13 protein-coding genes are annotated in these 17,246 nt (G+C 69.1%); 8 read left to right on the forward strand and 5 right to left on the reverse strand.

Translation table 11 applies throughout. From position 1 onward, the window contains the following. Positions 1-10 precede the first annotated feature (10 nt). Genes mreC through mrdA form a run of 3 tightly spaced genes read left to right on the forward strand, consistent with a single transcriptional unit; the run spans position 11 to position 3,553 of the window. Entirely contained in the window at positions 11-955 is a 945-nt protein-coding gene (mreC, locus tag ASF44_RS03940; RefSeq protein ID WP_056897818.1) for a rod shape-determining protein MreC, read from the forward strand. Beyond that, positions 952-1,482 (forward strand): rod shape-determining protein MreD, encoded by a 531-nt coding sequence (mreD, locus tag ASF44_RS03945; protein WP_056897819.1) that lies wholly within the window; start codon positions 952-954, stop codon positions 1,480-1,482. Before mreC ends, mreD begins: the two co-directional genes overlap by 4 nt. A 25-nt stretch (positions 1,483-1,507) precedes the next feature. After that, entirely contained in the window at positions 1,508-3,553 is a 2,046-nt protein-coding gene (gene mrdA, locus ASF44_RS03950) for a penicillin-binding protein 2 (protein ID WP_056897820.1), read from the forward strand. A 195-nt stretch (positions 3,554-3,748) separates the two neighbouring features. On the opposite strand, the gene ASF44_RS03955 is transcribed toward mrdA, so the two are convergent. Both ASF44_RS03955 and ASF44_RS03960 read right to left on the reverse strand, forming a co-directional pair. Beyond that, entirely contained in the window at positions 3,749-4,204 is a 456-nt protein-coding gene (locus ASF44_RS03955) for a hypothetical protein (protein WP_056897821.1), read from the reverse strand. 80 nt (positions 4,205-4,284) lie between these two features. After that, on the reverse strand, positions 4,285-4,764 hold the full coding sequence (locus tag ASF44_RS03960) for an Lrp/AsnC family transcriptional regulator (protein WP_056897822.1): 480 nt from the start codon (positions 4,762-4,764) through the stop codon (positions 4,285-4,287). Positions 4,765-4,914: 150 nt separating this feature from the next. Here ASF44_RS03960 and ASF44_RS03965 point away from each other — a divergent pair, with 150 nt between their 5' ends. From ASF44_RS03965 to ASF44_RS03985, 5 genes are all read left to right on the forward strand, one after another. Beyond that, the gene (locus ASF44_RS03965; protein WP_056897823.1) at positions 4,915-8,523 is read left to right on the forward strand and encodes an indolepyruvate ferredoxin oxidoreductase family protein; all 3,609 of its coding nucleotides are present in this window, start codon (positions 4,915-4,917) and stop codon (positions 8,521-8,523) included. Between the two features lie 176 nt (positions 8,524-8,699). Continuing rightward, positions 8,700-9,035, forward strand: a complete 336-nt coding sequence (gene yajC, locus ASF44_RS03970; RefSeq protein ID WP_056897824.1) for a preprotein translocase subunit YajC — start codon at positions 8,700-8,702, stop codon at positions 9,033-9,035. A 42-nt stretch (positions 9,036-9,077) separates the two neighbouring features. After that, entirely contained in the window at positions 9,078-10,961 is a 1,884-nt protein-coding gene (gene secD, locus ASF44_RS03975) for a protein translocase subunit SecD (protein ID WP_056897825.1), read from the forward strand. 15 nt (positions 10,962-10,976) lie between these two features. Next, positions 10,977-11,927, forward strand: coding sequence for a protein translocase subunit SecF (secF, locus tag ASF44_RS03980; protein WP_056897826.1), 951 nt, complete (start codon positions 10,977-10,979; stop codon positions 11,925-11,927). Between the two features lie 21 nt (positions 11,928-11,948). After that, positions 11,949-14,294 (forward strand): DUF1631 family protein, encoded by a 2,346-nt coding sequence (locus ASF44_RS03985; RefSeq protein WP_056897827.1) that lies wholly within the window; start codon positions 11,949-11,951, stop codon positions 14,292-14,294. A 9-nt stretch (positions 14,295-14,303) separates the two neighbouring features. Here ASF44_RS03985 and ASF44_RS03990 read toward each other — a convergent pair whose 3' ends face one another. From ASF44_RS03990 to ASF44_RS04000, 3 genes are read right to left on the reverse strand one after another with little or no spacing between them, the layout of a single operon-like run. After that, on the reverse strand, positions 14,304-14,753 hold the full coding sequence (locus tag ASF44_RS03990) for a DUF494 family protein (protein WP_056897828.1): 450 nt from the start codon (positions 14,751-14,753) through the stop codon (positions 14,304-14,306). A 30-nt stretch (positions 14,754-14,783) separates the two neighbouring features. After that, positions 14,784-15,926, reverse strand: coding sequence for a DNA-processing protein DprA (gene dprA, locus ASF44_RS03995; protein WP_056897829.1), 1,143 nt, complete (start codon positions 15,924-15,926; stop codon positions 14,784-14,786). A gap of 25 nt (positions 15,927-15,951) precedes the next feature. Beyond that, positions 15,952-17,151, reverse strand: coding sequence for a LysM peptidoglycan-binding domain-containing protein (locus ASF44_RS04000; protein WP_200930567.1), 1,200 nt, complete (start codon positions 17,149-17,151; stop codon positions 15,952-15,954). Positions 17,152-17,246: the final 95 nt, after the last annotated feature.

The raw sequence follows: 17,246 nt of genomic DNA on the forward strand, positions 1-17,246 counted from the left end.
GGGGTAGGCGATGCCACTCGGTACGCTGGACAGAACCCCGCCACCGTTCTTCAAGCAGGGCCCGTCCGCGCTCACCAAGCTCATGGTGTTCAGCGCGGTGGCCCTGTTCCTGATGGTGGCCGATGCGCGCTTCGCGCTGATGCGGCCGTTGCGCGCGGCCGTCGCCACCGTGCTGTATCCCGTGCAATGGGCCGCGCTGGGGCCGGTGCGCCTGGTGCAGGGCGGGCGCGGCTACATGGACAGCCTGACCGAGGTGCAGGCCCGTGCCGATGCCGCCGAGCGGCGCATGGCAGAGCAGTCGCAGCGCGCCGGCCAGTCCGACCTGCTGCAGCTGGAGAACGCGCAGCTGCGCAGCCTGCTGGGCCTGCGCGAGCGGCTCACCACGCCGGGCCAGGCGGCCGAGGTGCTCTACGACGCGGCCGACCCCTATGTGCGCAAGGTCGTCATCGACCGCGGCCTCACGCATGGCGTGGTGGCCGGCGCGCCCGTGCTCGACGCCGGTGGCGTGCTGGGCCAGGTCACGCGCGTGCTGCCGCTGGTCAGCGAGGTCACGCTGCTGATCGACCGCGACCAGGCCATCCCCGTGCTCAACGCGCGTACCGGCGCGCGCAGCGTGGCCTATGGCAACCCGGGCTACCTGGGCGGCGTGCTGGAGCTGCGCTTCATGGCCGGCAACTCCGATGTGCAGGCCGGCGACCTGCTGACCACCAGCGGCGTCGACGGCGTCTATCCCGGCGGCCTGCGCGTGGCCGTGGTGGAGGCGGTGGAGCGCCAGGCCGATTCCACCTTCGCGCGCATCTACTGCCGGCCGCTGGCGCAGCTGACCGGCGTGCGCCATGTGATGGTGCTCGAGCCGCTGCGCCCGGCGGCCGAGGCGGCCATGGCCGACGCGCCAGCGGCCAAGGCGTCGGCGCCCGCTGCGAAAGCGCCTGCATCCAAGGGGGCCGCCAAATGATCATGCGCCCCGGCCAGCAACTGCTGCTGCCGGCCAGCCCGGTCTTCATCTGGAGCAGCCTGGTCGTCGCGCTGTTGCTCAACATGGTCCAGAACATGGGCCTGTGGGGCCGCGCAGCCTGGGTGCCCGACCTCGTGGCCGTGGTGCTGGTGTTCTGGACCGTGCACCAGCCGCTGCGCGTGGGCGTGGGCACGGCCTTCGTGTTCGGCCTGTGCATGGACGTGCACCAGGCTTCCTGGCTGGGCCAGCATGCGCTGGCCTACACGGTGCTGAGCTATCTGGCGATCGCCATCCACCGGCGGCTGCTGTGGTTCAGCGTGCCGTCGCAGGCGATGCAGGTGCTGCCGCTGTTCGTGGTCGCGCATGCCATCGAATGGGTGCTGCGCCTGCTGGGCGGCGGCATCTTCCCGGGCTGGTGGATGCTGCTGACCCCGCTGATCGAGGCGGCGCTGTGGCCCGTGGTCAGCGTGGCCTTGCTGCTGCCGCAGCGGCGCGCGCCCGATCCGGACGACAATCGTCCGCTTTGAGGCCTGTCCTCGACGCGCCACCAGCATGACCGAGTTCAAGGACGTCGAACGCGAGATCGCCGGCTTCCGCCGCCGGCTGGTCGTGATCGGCCTGCTGGTGCTGCTGGCCTTCGGCGGGCTGTTCGCGCGGCTGGTGGTGCTGCAGGTGGGGCGCCACGACGACCTGCGTGCCCAGGCCGAGCGCAACCGCACGGCCATCGTGCCGGTGGCGCCCACGCGCGGCCACATCCTGGACCGCAATGGCGTGGTGCTGGCCAGCAACTACTCGGCCTACACGCTGGAGATCACCCCGTCCAAGGTCGGCCCGCTGGACCCGGCGATCGACGCGCTGTCCGAAGTCATCGAGATCACGCCGCGCGACCGCCGGCGCTTTCGCAAGCTGCTCGACGAGTCGCGCAACTTCGAGTCGCTGCCGATCCGCACGCGGCTGTCGGACGAAGAGGTGGCGCGCTTCGCGGCCCAGCGCTACCGCTTCCCGGGGATGGACATCAAGGCGCGGCTGTTCCGCTACTACCCGCAGGGCGAGCTCGGCGCCCATGTGGTGGGCTACATCGGCCGCATCAACGCGGCCGAGAAGACGCGCCTGGAAGAGACCGACGACGAGGGCAACTACAAGGGCACGGAATACATCGGCAAGCTCGGCATCGAGCAGAGCTACGAGGCCGAGCTGCACGGCAAGACCGGAGTCGAGCAGATCGAGACCTCGGCCGGCGGCCGCGCCGTGCGGCGCCTGGCCAGCAGCAAGGCCACGCCGGGCAATACCGTGGTGCTGTCGATCGATGCGCGGCTGCAAAAGCTCGTCGAGGAGCTGTATGGCGAGCGCCGCGGCGCGCTGGTGGCGCTGGATCCCAAGACCGGCGAGGTGCTGGCCTTCGTCAGCAAGCCGACCTACGACCCCAACCTGTTCGTCGAAGGCATCGACCAGGAAAGCTGGACCGCGCTGAGCGAATCCATGGCCCGGCCGTTGCTCAACCGCGCGCTGCGCGGCACCTACCCGCCGGGATCGACCTACAAGCCCTTCATGGGCCTGGCGGCGCTGGAGACCGGCAAGCGCCGGCCGGGCGACATCACCAACGACGCCGGCTCCTGGACCTTTGGCGGCCACACCTACCGCAGCCATGGCGACGGCGGCCTGGGGGCGGTGGACATGCACCGCAGCATCGTGAAGTCCAGCAACGTGTATTACTACGCGCTGGCCAACGACATGGGCGTGGACGCCATCCACGACTTCATGGCGCCGCTGACCTTCGGCCAGACCACAGGGCTGGACCTCAACGGTGAGGTGCGCGGCGTGCTGCCCAGCCAGGCCTGGAAGCGCAAGGCCTACCGCCGGCCCGAGCACCAGAAGTGGTATGCGGGCGAGACCATCTCGCTGGGCATCGGCCAGGGCTACAACACCTTCACCATGCTGCAGCTGGCGCAGGCCACGTCCATCCTGGCCAACAACGGTGTCAAGCACCAGCCGCACCTGGCGCTGGCCGTGGAGGACAGCGTGACCGGCGAGCGGCGCCCGGTGGTGCGCGAGCCTGGCGTGAACCTCAACTACAAGCCCGAGAACGTGGCGATCATCCGGCGCGCGCTGGTCGGCGTGACGCAGGAGGGAACGGCCACGCGCGTGTTCTCGGGTGCCGCCTACCTGTCGGGCGGCAAGACCGGCACGGCGCAGGCCGTGACCATCGGCCAGAAGAGCAAGTACAACGCCGCGGCGCTGGCCGAGTACCAGCGCGACCACGCGCTGTACATGGCCTTCGCGCCGGCCGACAAGCCCACCATCGCGCTGGCGCTGATCGTCGAGAACGCAGGCTGGGGTGCCGAGGCGGCTGCGCCGATCGCGCGCCGGGTCTTCGATTTCTGGGTGGCTGGGCTGTACCCCAGCGAGGCCGACCTGGCCCATGTGCGCGCCGGCAAGGGCGGGCCGCCGGTGGGCAAGCCGCGGCCGATCGCCGAGGTGCCCGACCTGCCGGCGCCGCCGTCCGTGGGCGGGTCCATGGCCGAGGCTGCGCCAGAGTCGGCGCCAGCGCCGGGTCCGGTGCAGCTGGCGCAGACGCGCGCATCCGCCGTCGCGCGCTAGATTCCAGACGGCCAAAAAAAACGCCGCAAAAGCGGCGTCTTGAATCTGGAACATCTCGTGCGGATGTCTGAGCGATGTCTTGGAATGGTTTGAATGTCTCCTCGGACCTCTCGCGCCCGGTCGGCGCAGGCCGTCGAGCAACACAAAGGACTTTAGGACAATTTGTCGCTTGCCATCATCGGGATTTACCCTGCGTCAGTTTGCTGTCAGCGAATGCGGCAGGGTCTCCGGTCCGGTGGTGAACTGCAGCGCCTGTTCGGCCATGAAGTCGCTGAGGCTGTAGTCGTCGGCACGTTCGTGCTGGGCCGCCTCGGCATCGCGGCGCTGCGTTTGCGCCAGCAGCGACTTCAACGCCATGGCCGTGCCGGGGTCGAGTGCGCGCTCGCATTCGCGCAGGGCCTGGGCCACCTCGTCCGCCACGAGATGGGCCTTGGCGGGATTGCGGTACTCCAGCGCCCGCGTGAGACGCTGCACCACGCGGCGCGTCGGCAGGAACTTGCTGCGCGCGAATTCGGGGCTCAGCCGGCTGAGCAGCAGCGACAGGCCGCCGGCGGCGATCTGCATCTGCGTGAGCCCGGCGTCCTGGGTGATCCGGGGCAGCAGCAGGTCGGTGTTCCAGGGGCTTTCTTGTTGCAGCAGCGGCGGTTCCATGGCGGCCGATTCTAGGAATGCCGTGCCGGCCCAATCGGTCGGCAAGCGGGGAAAAGCCTGGCTTTTGCCGGCTTCGGGCGTCAGCGCGGTTGCAGGTGGCCGAGCGGCAGCGCGCTGCTTTCCTTGACCTCGCCCAGCGAAAAGCTGGTGTGCAGGTCCTTCACGTTGGGCAGGTTGATGAGCACCTCGCGCGCGAACTGCGCAAAGCTGTCCAGGTCGCGCGAGACCACCTGCAGCTCGAAGGTGCCGGCGCCGCTGATGTAGTGGCACGACACGACCTCGGGCAGCTTGCGGATCGCGTCTTCCAGCTCGCGCGTGACGTTGCCGTTGTTGCGGTCTGCGTCCAGCCGCACGAAGGCCAGCACGCCCAGGCCGATGCGGCGCCGGTCGATTTCGGCGTGGTAGCCCTTGATGAACCCGGCCTCCTCCAGCGCCTTCACGCGGCGCCAGCACGGCGCAGCCGACAGGCCCACGCGCTGCGCCAGCTCGGCATTGCTGAGCCGGCCGTTGGCCTGCAGTTCTTGCAGGATCGTCCAATCGAACCTGTCGAGTGTTTCCATGAATGCCAATTTACAGCAAGAAGCTTTCTCGCAAGGCCGAAATCAGGGAATCAAAAGAAAGGACATATCTGCGCCTTCTCAATACACTGGCCTGCAGAACCATCGCCAGCGCCCACGCCGCGCCAGCCCACTTTCCGGAGACCGTCCACGATGAACGCACCACTGCCCGAGCACATCCGCAAGGCGCTCGAGACCGTCACGCTCGACGACAAGTACAGCCTGGACCACGGCCGTGCCTTCATGAGCGGTGTGCAGGCCCTGGTCAAGCTGCCCATGCTGCAGCGCCTGCGCGATGCGCAGGCAGGCAAGAACACCGCCGGCTTCATCAGCGGCTACCGCGGCTCGCCGCTCGGGGGCTACGACCAGGCACTGTGGAAAGCCAGCAAGTTCCTCAAGGCGCAGAACATCGTGTTCCAGCCAGGGGTGAACGAAGAGCTGGCGGCCACGGCGCTGTGGGGCACGCAGCAACTGGGCTTCTCGCCGCCGGGCACCAACAAGTTCGACGGCGTGTTCGGCATCTGGTACGGAAAGGGCCCGGGTGTGGACCGGTGCTCGGACGTGTTCAAGCACGCCAACATGGCCGGCACCACCCCTTGGGGCGGCGTGATCGCGGTGGCGGGCGACGACCACGTGTCCAAGAGCTCGACCGCCGCCCACCAGAGCGACCACATCTTCAAGGCCTGCGGCCTGCCGGTGTTCTTCCCGACCAACGTGCAGGAGATCCTGGACCTGGGCATCCACGCGTTCGCAATGAGCCGCTTCTCGGGCGTGTGGGCGGGCATGAAGACGATCCAGGAGATCGTCGAGTCCAGCGCGACCGCGATGATCGACCCCGAGCGCGTGCAGGTCCGCATTCCCACCGACTTCGAGATGCCCGTGGGTGGCCTGCACATCCGCTGGCCCGACCATGCGCTCGAGCAGGAGGCCCGGCTGTTCCACTACAAGTGGTATGCCGCGCTGGCGTACATCCGCGCCAACCGGTTGAACCACAACGTGGTGGAGGGGCCGAACGACCGCTACGGCCTGATCGCCAGCGGCAAGGCCTACAACGACACGCGCCAGGCCTTGCTCGACCTGGGCCTGGACGATGCCACCTGCCGCCAGCTCGGCATCCGGCTGCACAAGGTCGGCGTGGTCTGGCCGCTGGAGGCGCAGCTCACGCGCGACTTCGCCACGGGCATGCAGGAGATCCTGGTGGTCGAGGAAAAGCGCCAGGTCATCGAGTACCAGCTCAAGGAGGAGCTCTACAACTGGCGATCGGACGTGCGGCCCAACGTGCTGGGCAAGTTCAACGAGGTGGCGGGCGACTTCTCGGGCGGCGAATGGTCCATGGCCAACCCCACGGCCAACACCTTGCTGCGGGCCAATGCCGACCTGTCTCCCGCGCTGATCGCCAAGGCGCTGGCGCAACGCCTCAAGAAGACCGGCGTGCTGGCCGCAGGCGGTGCCGACATGGTGGCGCGCGTGGACGCGCAGCTGGCCATCCTGGAGGCCAAGGAGCGCTCCATGCAGGTGCTGGAAGTCGGCGGTGTGCAGGGCGCCGACCGGCTGCCCTGGTTCTGCTCGGGCTGCCCGCACAACACGTCGACCAAGGTGCCAGAGGGCTCGCGCGCGATGGGCGGCATCGGCTGCCACTTCATGGCGACCTGGATGGACCGCAGCACCATCGGCTTCACGCAGATGGGCGGCGAGGGCGTGCCGTGGGTCGGCCAGCAGCCCTTCACGACCGACCAGCACATCTTCGCCAACCTGGGCGACGGCACCTACTTCCACAGCGGGCTGCTGGCGATCCGCCAGAGCATCGCGGCCGGCGTCAACATCACCTACAAGATCCTCTACAACGACGCGGTCGCCATGACGGGCGGTCAGCAGGTCGGCGAACGGCCCGAGGGCCACTCGGTGCTGCAGATCGCCGAGAGCCTGCACGCCGAGGGCGCCAGGAAGGTCGTGGTCGTGACCGACGAGCCCGAGAAGTACCAGGGCGTGGCAATCCCGGGTGACCACGTCACCGTGCACCACCGCGACCAGCTGGACGAGATCCAGCGCCAGTTCCGCGGGATCGCCGGCACCACGGCCATCATCTACGACCAGACCTGCGCCACCGAGAAGCGTCGCCGCCGCAAGCGCGGCACGGCGGTCGACCCGGCCAAGCGCGTGGTCATCAACGAGCTGGTCTGCGAGGGCTGCGGCGACTGCAGCGTGCAGTCCAACTGCCTGTCGGTGGAGCCGCTGGAGACCGAGTTCGGCCGCAAGCGCACCATCAACCAGAGCACCTGCAACAAGGACATGAGCTGCCTGAAGGGCTTCTGCCCGAGCTTCGTGACCATCGAAGGCGGCAAGCTCAGGGGCAAGTCCAAGGCGCAGGCGCCATCGCCATTCGCGCTCGGCGCGCTGCCCGAGCCGCAGTTGCCGGTGCTGAACGGCACCTGGGGCATCGTGGTGGCCGGTGTGGGCGGCACGGGCGTCATCACCATCGGCCAGCTGCTGGGCGTGGCCGCGCACATCGAAGGCAAGGGCATCGTCACGCAGGACGCGGCAGGCCTGGCGCAAAAGGGCGGCGCCACCTGGAGCCACGTGCTGATCGGCACGCACCAGGACGACATCCGCACCACCCGCGTGTCCATGGCCGCGGCCGACCTGGTGCTGGGCTGCGATCCGCTGGTGGCGGCCAACAAGGAGTCCACGATGCGCATGCGCGGCGGCCGCACGCATGTGGCGCTCAACCTGCACGGCGCGCCGACGGCGGCCTTCGTGAAGAACATCGCCTGGCAGAACCCGGCCGAGGCCTGCGCGGCCGAGCTCGCGCAGATCGTCGGCGAAGACGGCCTGGGCCGCTTCGATGCCGATGCCGCGGCCACCAAGCTGATGGGCGACACCATCTACGTGAATCCCATGATGCTGGGCTACGCCTGGCAGAAGGGCTGGATCCCGCTGGCCTTCGATTCGCTGATGCGCGCGATCGAACTCAATGCCGTGGCCGTGGAGCAGAACAAGACGGCCTTCGCCTGGGGCCGGCGCGCCGCCGCCGAGCCGGCCGCCGTGGAGCAGCTGGTCGCGGGCGCGGGCGGCACGGTGCAGGTCATCGATTTCAAGAAGCGCGAGACGCTGGACCAGATGGTCGCGCGCCGTGTCGAATTCCTGACCGGTTACCAGAACGCGGCCTACGCTGCCGAGTACCAGGCCTTCGTCGAGAAGGTGCGTGCGCGCGAGCAGGCCATGGGCGCGCCCAAACACCTGCCGCTCAGCGAGGCCGTGGCGCGCTACCTGTTCAAGCTCATGGCCTACAAGGACGAGTACGAGGTGGCGCGGCTGCACACCGACCCGGCCTTCCTGGCGCGCGTGCACGGCATGTTCGAGGGCGACTACACGGTCAATTACCACCTGGCGCCGCCCATGACGGCCAGGAAGAACGCCCAGGGCGAGCTGCAGAAGCGCAAGTTCGGCCCGTCCATGCTGACCGGCTTCAAGATCCTGGCCAGGCTCAAGGGCCTGCGCGGCACGGCGCTCGACCTGTTCGGCCGCACCGAGGAACGCCGGACCGAGCGCGCGCTGGTCAAAGAGTACCGCGCCAGCATCGACGAGGTGCTGGCCGGCCTGAACGCCGGCAACCACGCCACCGCATTGGACATTGCGCGCATCCCCGAGCAGATCAAGGGCTACGGCCATGTGAAGGAGCGCAACCTGGCGGCGGCGCGCCAGAAGTGGGCCCAGTTGCAGGCCGCCTTCCGCGACCCGGCCAGCCAGGCGCGCGCGGCCTGACGCCCCTGCGCCCCGCCGGCCTTACGCCGGCTGGGGCCTGTCGCACCCGGCCTGGGCCGCGGCATAGAATCCCCCGTTTTTCGCCCGCCTTGCGCATTGGCTGCGCGTTGCCCTGCGCGTCGCCTCGTGCGCATTGCGCGCTTTTCCATCTCTGCATCCTCGTCTGGAGACGCTTCGTGCTGATTTCTTCCGCTTTTGCCCAAACCGCGCCTGCTGCAGCTTCCGGTGGCGGCGACCTCATGTCGTCCCTGGGCAGCATGCTGCCGCTGCTGCTGATGTTCGTGGTGCTGTACTTCATCATGATCCGTCCGCAGATGAAGAAGCAGAAGGAACACCGCGCCATGATCGATGCCCTGGCCAAGGGCGACGAGATCGCCACCGCCGGCGGCCTCATCGGCAAGGTCACCAAGCTGGGCGAGGGTTCGCTGAGCGTGGAGATCGCCAACGGGGTGGAGGTGCAGCTGCAGCGCCACGCCGTGGTGCAGGTGCTGCCCAAGGGCACCCTCAAGTAAGTCCTGTCTGTCTAGAAGGCGCCTTGCGGCGCGCGAACGATCATGAACCGTTATCCGGTATGGAAGTACGTGACCATCGTGGTCGTGCTGCTGCTGGGGCTGATCTACGCCCTGCCCAATTTCTATGGCGAGGCGCCGGCCGTGCAGGTCTCGGCCGGCAAGGCCAGCACCAAGGTCGATGCCGCCACGCGTGAGCGTGTCGAGCAGATCCTGAAAGAGGCGGGCGCCACGCCCGACCTGGTGTCGCTGGACGGCGGCTCCGTGCGGGCGCGCTTCGCGACGCCCGACGAGCAGCTCAAGGCGCGCGATGCGCTGCAGCGTGCGCTGGTGCCCGACGCGGCCGACCCGTCCTACGTGGTCGCGCTGAACCTGGTGCCGCGCTCGCCCGCCTGGCTGGCCGCGCTGAACGCCCACCCCATGTACCTGGGACTGGACCTGCGCGGTGGCGTGGACTTCCTGCTGCAGGTCGACATGAAGGGGGCCATCGACAAGCGCGCAGAAGCCTTCGCCGGCGACCTGCGCACCGCCTTGCGCGACAAGAACATCCGCGGCGCCTCGGTCAACCGCAGCGGCCAGAACGTGGAAGTGACCTTCCGCGACGCCCAGGCGCTGGCCGCGACCCGGAACGTGATCCAGGACCAGTTCCCCGACCTGTCGTCCACCGACAGCCAGGAGGGCAATAGCTGGAAGCTGGTCGCCAGCATCAAGCCCGAGGCCGCCCGCCGCCTGCAGGACGCCGCCCTCAAGCAGAACATCACCACGCTGCACAACCGGATCAACGAGCTCGGCGTGGCCGAACCCGTGATCCAGCAGCAGGGCCTGGAGCGCATCGTGGTCCAGCTGCCCGGCGTGCAGGACACGGCCAAGGCCAAGGACATCCTGGGCCGCACGGCCACGCTGGAAGTGCGCCTGGTGGACGAGAGCACCGAGGCGCGCAGCGCCGAGACCGGCACCGGCGCCGTGCCGTTCGGCTCCGAGCGCTATCCGGACCGCGCCGGCCAGAACGTCATCGTCAAGCGCCAGGTCGTGCTGACCGGCGAGAACCTGACCGACGCCCAGCCCGGCTTCGACAGCCAGACCCAGCAGCCCACCGTCAACCTGACGCTGGACGCCAAGGGTGCCCGCATCTTCAAGGACGTCACGCGCGAGAACATCAACAAGCGCATGGCCATCATCCTGTTCGAGAAGGGCCGTGGCGAGGTCGTCACGGCGCCCGTGATCCGCACCGAGATCGCCGGCGGCCGCGTGCAGATCTCCGGCAGCATGACCACCACCGAGGCCAACGACACGGCGCTGCTGCTGCGCGCCGGCTCGCTGGCCGCGCCGATGGAGATCATCCAGGAGCGCACCATCGGCCCGAGCCTGGGCGCCGACAACATCAGCAAGGGCTTCAACAGCGTGCTGTACGGCTTCCTGGCCATCATGGTGTTCATGTGCGCCTACTACGCGCTGTTCGGCGTGTTCTCGTCGATCGCGCTGGCCTTCAACCTGCTGCTGCTGGTCGCCGTGCTGTCGATGCTGCAGGCCACGCTGACGCTGCCCGGCATCGCCGCCATGGCGCTGGCCATCGGCGTGGCGATCGATTCGAACGTGCTGATCAACGAGCGCGTGCGCGAGGAGCTGCGTGCGGGCGCCTCGCCGCAGGCCGCCATCCATGCCGGCTATGACCGTGCCTGGGGCACCATCCTCGATTCCAACGTGACCACGCTGATCGCCGGTGTCGCGCTGCTGGCCTTCGGCTCCGGCCCGATCCGCGGCTTCGCCGTGGTGCACTGCCTGGGCATCGTCACCTCGATGTTCTCTGCCGTGTTCTTCTCGCGTGCACTGGTCAACCTCTGGTATGGCCGGCAGAAGAAGCTCAAGAGCGTGTCCATCGGGACGGTCTGGCGTCCGGAGTCGGACCCGCTGGCGGTCCCCGCCAAGTAAGCGCTGGAGCAAGACATGGAATTCTTCCGCATCCGCAAGACCATCCCGTTCATGCGCCACGCGCTGGTGCTGAACGCCATTTCGTTCCTGACCTTCGCGCTGGCGGTGTTCTTCCTGTTCCACCGCGGGCTGCACCTGTCGGTGGAGTTCACGGGCGGCACCGTGATGGAGGTGGCCTACGAGCAGTCGGCCGACATCGGCAAGGTGCGCGAGACCATCGGCACGCTCGGCTACTCCGAGGTGCTGGTGCAGGCCTACGGCTCCTCGCGCGACGTGCAGATCCGCCTGCCGGCGCGCAAGGACATGAACGCCACGCAGCAGTCCGCACAGGTCGTGGACGCACTCAAGGCCGTCGATCCCGGCGTCACGCTGCGCGGGGTGGAGTTCGTCGGCCCGCAGGTCGGCGAGGAGCTGACCACCAACGGCCTGAAGGCGCTGGCCATGGTCGTGGTCGGCATCATGGTCTACCTGGCGTTCCGCTTCGAGTGGAAGTTCGCCGTGTCCACCGTGTTCGCCAACCTGCACGACGTGGTCATCATCCTGGGCTTCTTCGCGTTCTTCCAGTGGGAGTTCTCGCTGGCGGTGCTGGCGGCCGTGCTGGCCGTGCTGGGCTATTCGGTCAACGAGTCGGTCGTGATCTTCGACCGCGTGCGCGAGAACTTCCGGCGCTACCGCAAGCTGACCACGCCCGAGGTGATCGACTCGGCCATCACCAGCACCATCAGCCGGACCATCATCACCCACGGCTCGACCCAGCTGGTGGTGCTGTCCATGTTCTTCTTCGGCGGCCCCACGCTGCACTACTTCGCGCTGGCCCTGACCATCGGCATCTGCTTCGGCATCTATTCGTCGTGCTTCGTCGCGGCGGCGATCGCCATGTGGCTGGGCGTCAAGCGCGAGGATCTGGTGAAAGTCACCAAGAAGGACGAAGATCCGAACGACCCCAACGCGGGCGCCGTCGTCTAAAAGGACAGCGACCGAACGTCCATGTCCACCACCGCCACTCCCGACCATCCGCTGGCCCGGCGCACGCGCCAGCATTTCGTGGCCGAGCTCACGCGCCGCTTGGGCGAGGTCGGTGCAGCAGTGAAGGAGCGCCTGACGCAGGCGTTGGAGCAGGTCAGTTCGGTGCGCGAGATGCAGGAGCGGCGCGACGCCTGGACGCTGTTCCAGAGCCATGGCCGCGCCTGGGAAGAGGCGGTGGCCGCGGCCTGGCAGCGCGCCGCCCGCGCCGATCCGGCGGCCGTGCCGTCCAAGCCCGTCCCGCCGGTGCTGGAACTGACGCTGGTCGGTGACGACGTCGTCGAGAACAAGATCCTGGCCTCGCGCATGGCACTGGCGCTGCGCGAGCGGGTCGGCGGTCCGCTGGCCGAGCTTTGCGTGCGGGTGCAGCAACTCGACAAGAGCGACGAGCTGCCGCCGGACGACGTGCTGCGGCCCGAGACCCTGATGCTGCTGCTGGTCGAACAGTGGCTGGCAACCCGCCTGCCGCGTGCCAGCCTGCTGCTGGCGGTCGAGGCCGTGCAGCGCGAACTCGCGGCCCACCTGCTGGATGCCTGCAATTCCTGCGAAGCCCTGCTGGTCTCCGCGGGCGTGCAGACCGACGGCGAGACCAAGTACCGCGTGCGGCTGACGCAGGTGTCGCCCGCCGCCATGGGGCAGGCCCAGGCCCACCGCGACGCGCCGACCGGCCAGGACGCGCTCGACAGCATGCTGCCCGACCCGGGGCGCCGCGGCCCCAACACGGCGCAGCCGCTGGCGCAGGACGACGGGCAGCGCAACCGCCATCTCGCCGATGGCCAGATGGTGGCGGCGATGTCGCCGCTGGCACGCGCGCGCCGCCGTGCCCAGGGCGTGCTGGGCCAGCTGCGCCGCGTGCTGAGCGAGCAGACCGCCGGCATCTTCGAGTCCACCGCCAAGCAGGAGCTGACGCCGACACTGGCCGTTGCGCTGCAACGCAGCCAGAGCATGGTCGATCCGGACATGCTGATCGGCGACACCGAGTCGGGCGGCGGCGTGGCCTACACCCAGGCCAGCGTGGTCCGTGTGGCCGGCGTGCTGCGCGAACGCTCCAACGAGCTCAAGAAGAAGGCTTCGACGGATGGCGAAAAGGCCACCATCGAGATCGTTGCGCTGATGTTCCAGAGCATCCTGGCCGAGGAGCGCATCCCGGCCGCCGTGCGCGTCTGGTTCGCGCGGCTGCAGCTGCCGGTGCTGCGCGTGGCGCTGGCCGAGCCCGAGTTCTTCGGCACGCTGAACCATCCCGCGCGCCAGCTCATCGACCGCATGGGCTCGTGCGCCTTGGGCTTCGACGCCCACGCCATCGGCGGCAGCGCGCTGGAGGCCGAGATCCGGCGCGTGGTGCAGGTCATCGAGCAGTATCCGGAAACCGGCCGGCGCGTGTTCCAGCTGGTCTACGACGAGTTCCAGAAGTTCCTGTCCAAGTACCTCACCGAGAAAGGCGCGGCCTCCAAGGTGGTCAGCGTGGCGCAGCAGGTCGAGCAGAAGGAGACGCTGGCGATCCAGTACACGATCGAGCTGCGCAACATGCTCAAGGACATGCCCGTGCGCGACGAGGTGCGCGAATTCCTGTTCAAGGTTTGGGCCGAGGTGCTGGCCATGGCAGCCGTGCGCAAGGGGCCGCAGGACGAGGAAACCGTGGCGTTCAAGCGTTCCGCGGCCGACCTGGTCTGGGCCGCCAGTGCCAAGCCCAACCGGGCCGACCGCGCACGCGTGATCCAGAGCCTGCCGGCGCTGCTGCAGCGCCTGCGCCAGGGCATGACGCTGCTGGGCCTGACCTCGCCGGCGCAGGAGGTCCACATCAAGCGCATCAGCGACACGCTGGCCGATGCCTTCATGTCCAAGACTGAGGCCATTCCGCAGGCGCGCATCGACATGATGGCCCAGCGCCTGGCCAACCTGGAAGACTTCGTCAGCGACGAGAGCATGGGCGACCTGCCGCTGGACGCCGACAGCATCGAGCTCATGCTGGGCATCGATGCTTCCTCCATCGACGTGATTCCCGACGCCGGCGCCAAGCCCAGCGAGGCCATGGTCGCCTGGGCGCACGAACTGCAACTGGGCCACTGGTTCACGCTGGACCACAACCAGAAGATCAGCCAGGTGCAGCTGGCCTGGCGCAGCGAGCGCAAGCAGCTGTTCCTGTTCGCCGCCATGGACGGGCGCAGCACGCTGATCCAGGCCAAGCGCCTGGCGGCCTACCTGCAGGCCGGCCTGCTGATTCCGCAGGAAGAAGAAGCGCTCACGCTACGCGCCACGCGCCAGGCGCTGGAGAAGCTGGACGCCAACCCGGGGCGCCTGCTGGCGGTCTGAGTTGCGGCCTCAGTGCGCCACGCGCGCCGAGGTGTCCTGCGAGAGTTCGTCCAGCACCAGCGCATCGGGCTCGGTGCCACTGCTCCAGTAGACCATCAGCACGATCATCTTGAACTCCGACAGCGCCACCGGCGCGCCGGGCGCCGCCATGGCGCGGTCGACCACCAGTTCGCGCTGTGCGGCCGGCAGCACGCCCGCGCCTTCGAGCAGGTGCACGAAGCCCAGGCATTCGGCGCCCAGGTGCTCGCGTTCTGCCGCCGTGTAGACGCGCATGGCCATGCTGGGCGGCAGCGCCTCGTGCACGCCGCCGCCGCGCAGGCCGCTGAGCCAGTCCAGCGCCTGCGTGATCTCCTCGGCCTCGAAGCCCACGGCGCTGAGCTTGCGGCCCAGCTGCTGCGGTTCGGGGCAGGCGTCGCCGCGCCAGTAGTTTTCGTAGACGTAAGCGAGCACTTCAAACATGGGCCCAATATAGCGCAGGCGTCTTGCGCTTCAGGCGGCGGCGAAACGCTGGAACAGCGCACCGGGCAGGCGCACGATGTGGCCGTCCAGTTCCAGGTCGAGCAGCCGCGCCTGCAGCACCGCGGTCGGCAGGCCGGTGCGGGCCGCCAGCGCATCCAGGCCCATGGGGTCGAAGCCGATGTGGGCCAGCACGTCGTCGTCGGGCGGCGCTTCGGCGGGCGCGCGCGCCGGTGCCGCTGCGGCAGCGCCGCAAGGCCCGAACTCCTCCAGCACGTCCTCGATCTGGGTGACGAGCTTGGCGCCCTGCTGGATGAGCTGGTGGCAGCCGCGCGCCTGCGGCGCATAGATGGAGCCTGGCACCGCGAACACCTCCTTGCCTTGCTCCGCCGCCAGCCGCGCGGTGATCAGCGAGCCCGAACGCAGCGCGGCCTCCACCACCAGCGTGCCGCGGCTCAGCCCGGCGATCAGGCGGTTGCGGCGCGGGAAGTTGGCCGCCAGCGGCGGGGTGCCCAGTGGGTATTCGGACAGCAGCATGCCGCGCGCCGCGATGGCGTGGGCCAGCGCGAGGTGGACCTTGGGGTAGACGCTGTCCAGCCCGGTGCCGACCACGGCCACGGTGGCCGGCTGGCGGTGGTCGCCGGCCATGCCCTCCAGGGCGCCTTCGTGGGCCGCACCGTCCACACCCAGCGCCAGGCCGGAAACGATGGTCCAGCCGGCCGCGGCTGCCCCGCGCGCGAACTGCCGCGCATGGGCCAGGCCCTGCGGCGTCGGGTTGCGGCTGCCCACGACGGCCAGGCTGCGCCCCCCGTCGGCTGCGGCGGCGAAGGCCGGCCAGCGTGCAAAGTCGCCCACCGCGTACAGCAGCAGCGGCGGATCGGCCATGTGCAGCAGCGCGGCGGGATAGTCATCCTGCCCCGGCACCAGCACGCGGCGCTGTTCGGGCTTGCCCTGCAGCCACTGCCAGGTCTTCTCCAGCAAGGCCGCATGGCCGGGCGGTGGTTCGGACAGGTGCCGCAGCTGGCGCGCGTTCACCACCAGGGCCAGCGCGGCGGCGTCCTGCGCGAACACCGCTTGCGGCGTGCCGAAGGCGGTCAGCAGCCGGCGTGCGCTGTCATTGCCGATCTCCGGCGTGCCCAGCAGCCGGAGCCAGTCGCCAAGTTCGCTGTGTTCCATGGGCGCCGCCCCGGGATGAGGGACCTCAGCGTGGCGTGACCAGCCGGTCGCCGACCTTGACGCCGCTCTGGATGTCCAGGATCAGGCCGTACGACACGCGCTCGAAGGTGCGGAACACCATCAGCGTGCCGTTGTTCTCGTCGGGCAGCCTGAGCACGGCCTTGGCCGGATCGGTGCTGTCCGGCATGCGCCCGCCATCGCTGAGCAGCGTGAGCACATGGCCGCGCTCCACGCCGTCGCGCGTGCCCTTGTTGATGGCCACCACCTGGCTCTGTGCGGCATTCGTGTTGGTGATGCCGCTGCCGTAGATCGACACCACGCGGCCGTCGATGGGCCGGCCCGGCGCGTGCGGCACATAACGCACCAGCTCGGGCGGGGGCTCGGGCAGCAGCCGGTCGCCCACGCGGATGTCTTCCTTGGCCACCACCACGTCCATCGACGCCGGCACCACCTCCAGCGTGGTCTTGCCGTCCTTGTCGGTGATCTCGCGCGTTCCCTCGCCCTGCAGCAGCACGGCCTTGCCCAGGTAGTAGGCCTCGAAGCCCAGCACCTCGCCCGACACCGGGTCCTTCAGCGCGACGGCGTTGCGCACCACGCGGAAGGCGGCGGGCTGGGTGCCAGGGACCGGCGCCAGCGGGAACTCCGCCGAGCCGCGGGCATAGGCGCGGTCGCCCTTGGACAGCATCACCCGCTGCTCGCGCGTGGCCACGATCCGTGGGGCGTTCTGCAACGTGTTTTCTTCGACGACCAGCGATTCGGTCAGGAAGGGCTCGATCGCGCTGGGCGACAGCGTGGGCAGGGCGTTGTCGGTCAGAGAGGTCGAACGCACGCGCGGCGACACCCGTACCGTCGCCAAGCCATCGGCGCCGGGCGCGCGGGCGCTGAGCATGGCGCGGCCCCCCTCGCGGTGCAGGAAGAGTTGCTGGCCGGGGTAGATCAGGTGGGGGTTGCGGATGTCCTGCAGGTTCATGCCCCACAGTTCGGGCCAGCGCCAGGGGCGGGCCAGAAACATGCCGGAGATGCCCCACAAGGTGTCGCCGCTCTTGACCGTGTAGCTGTCGGGTGCGCTGGGCGCCAGTTCGGCCAGCGCCACGCCGCGCTGGGCCACCTGGGCGGCGGTGTCGCGCTGCGTGGGCGTGACGGGGTAGTTTTGGGCCTGCGCGGGGGCGGCCAGCAGGGCGGCCGCGGCGGCCAGCGCGGCGATCCCCAGGCTGTGGTTGGTCATGCGTTGCACCAGAAACATCCTTTGAGCGAAGCGTGATGGTGGCCGCGCCGTTCGGAAATCGCGCGAAAGATCGCAGGCAATTGTGCGCGTGAGCC

It is taken from the genome of Pseudorhodoferax sp. Leaf274, assembly GCF_001422445.1.
Lineage (GTDB): Bacteria > Pseudomonadota > Gammaproteobacteria > Burkholderiales > Burkholderiaceae_C > Pseudorhodoferax.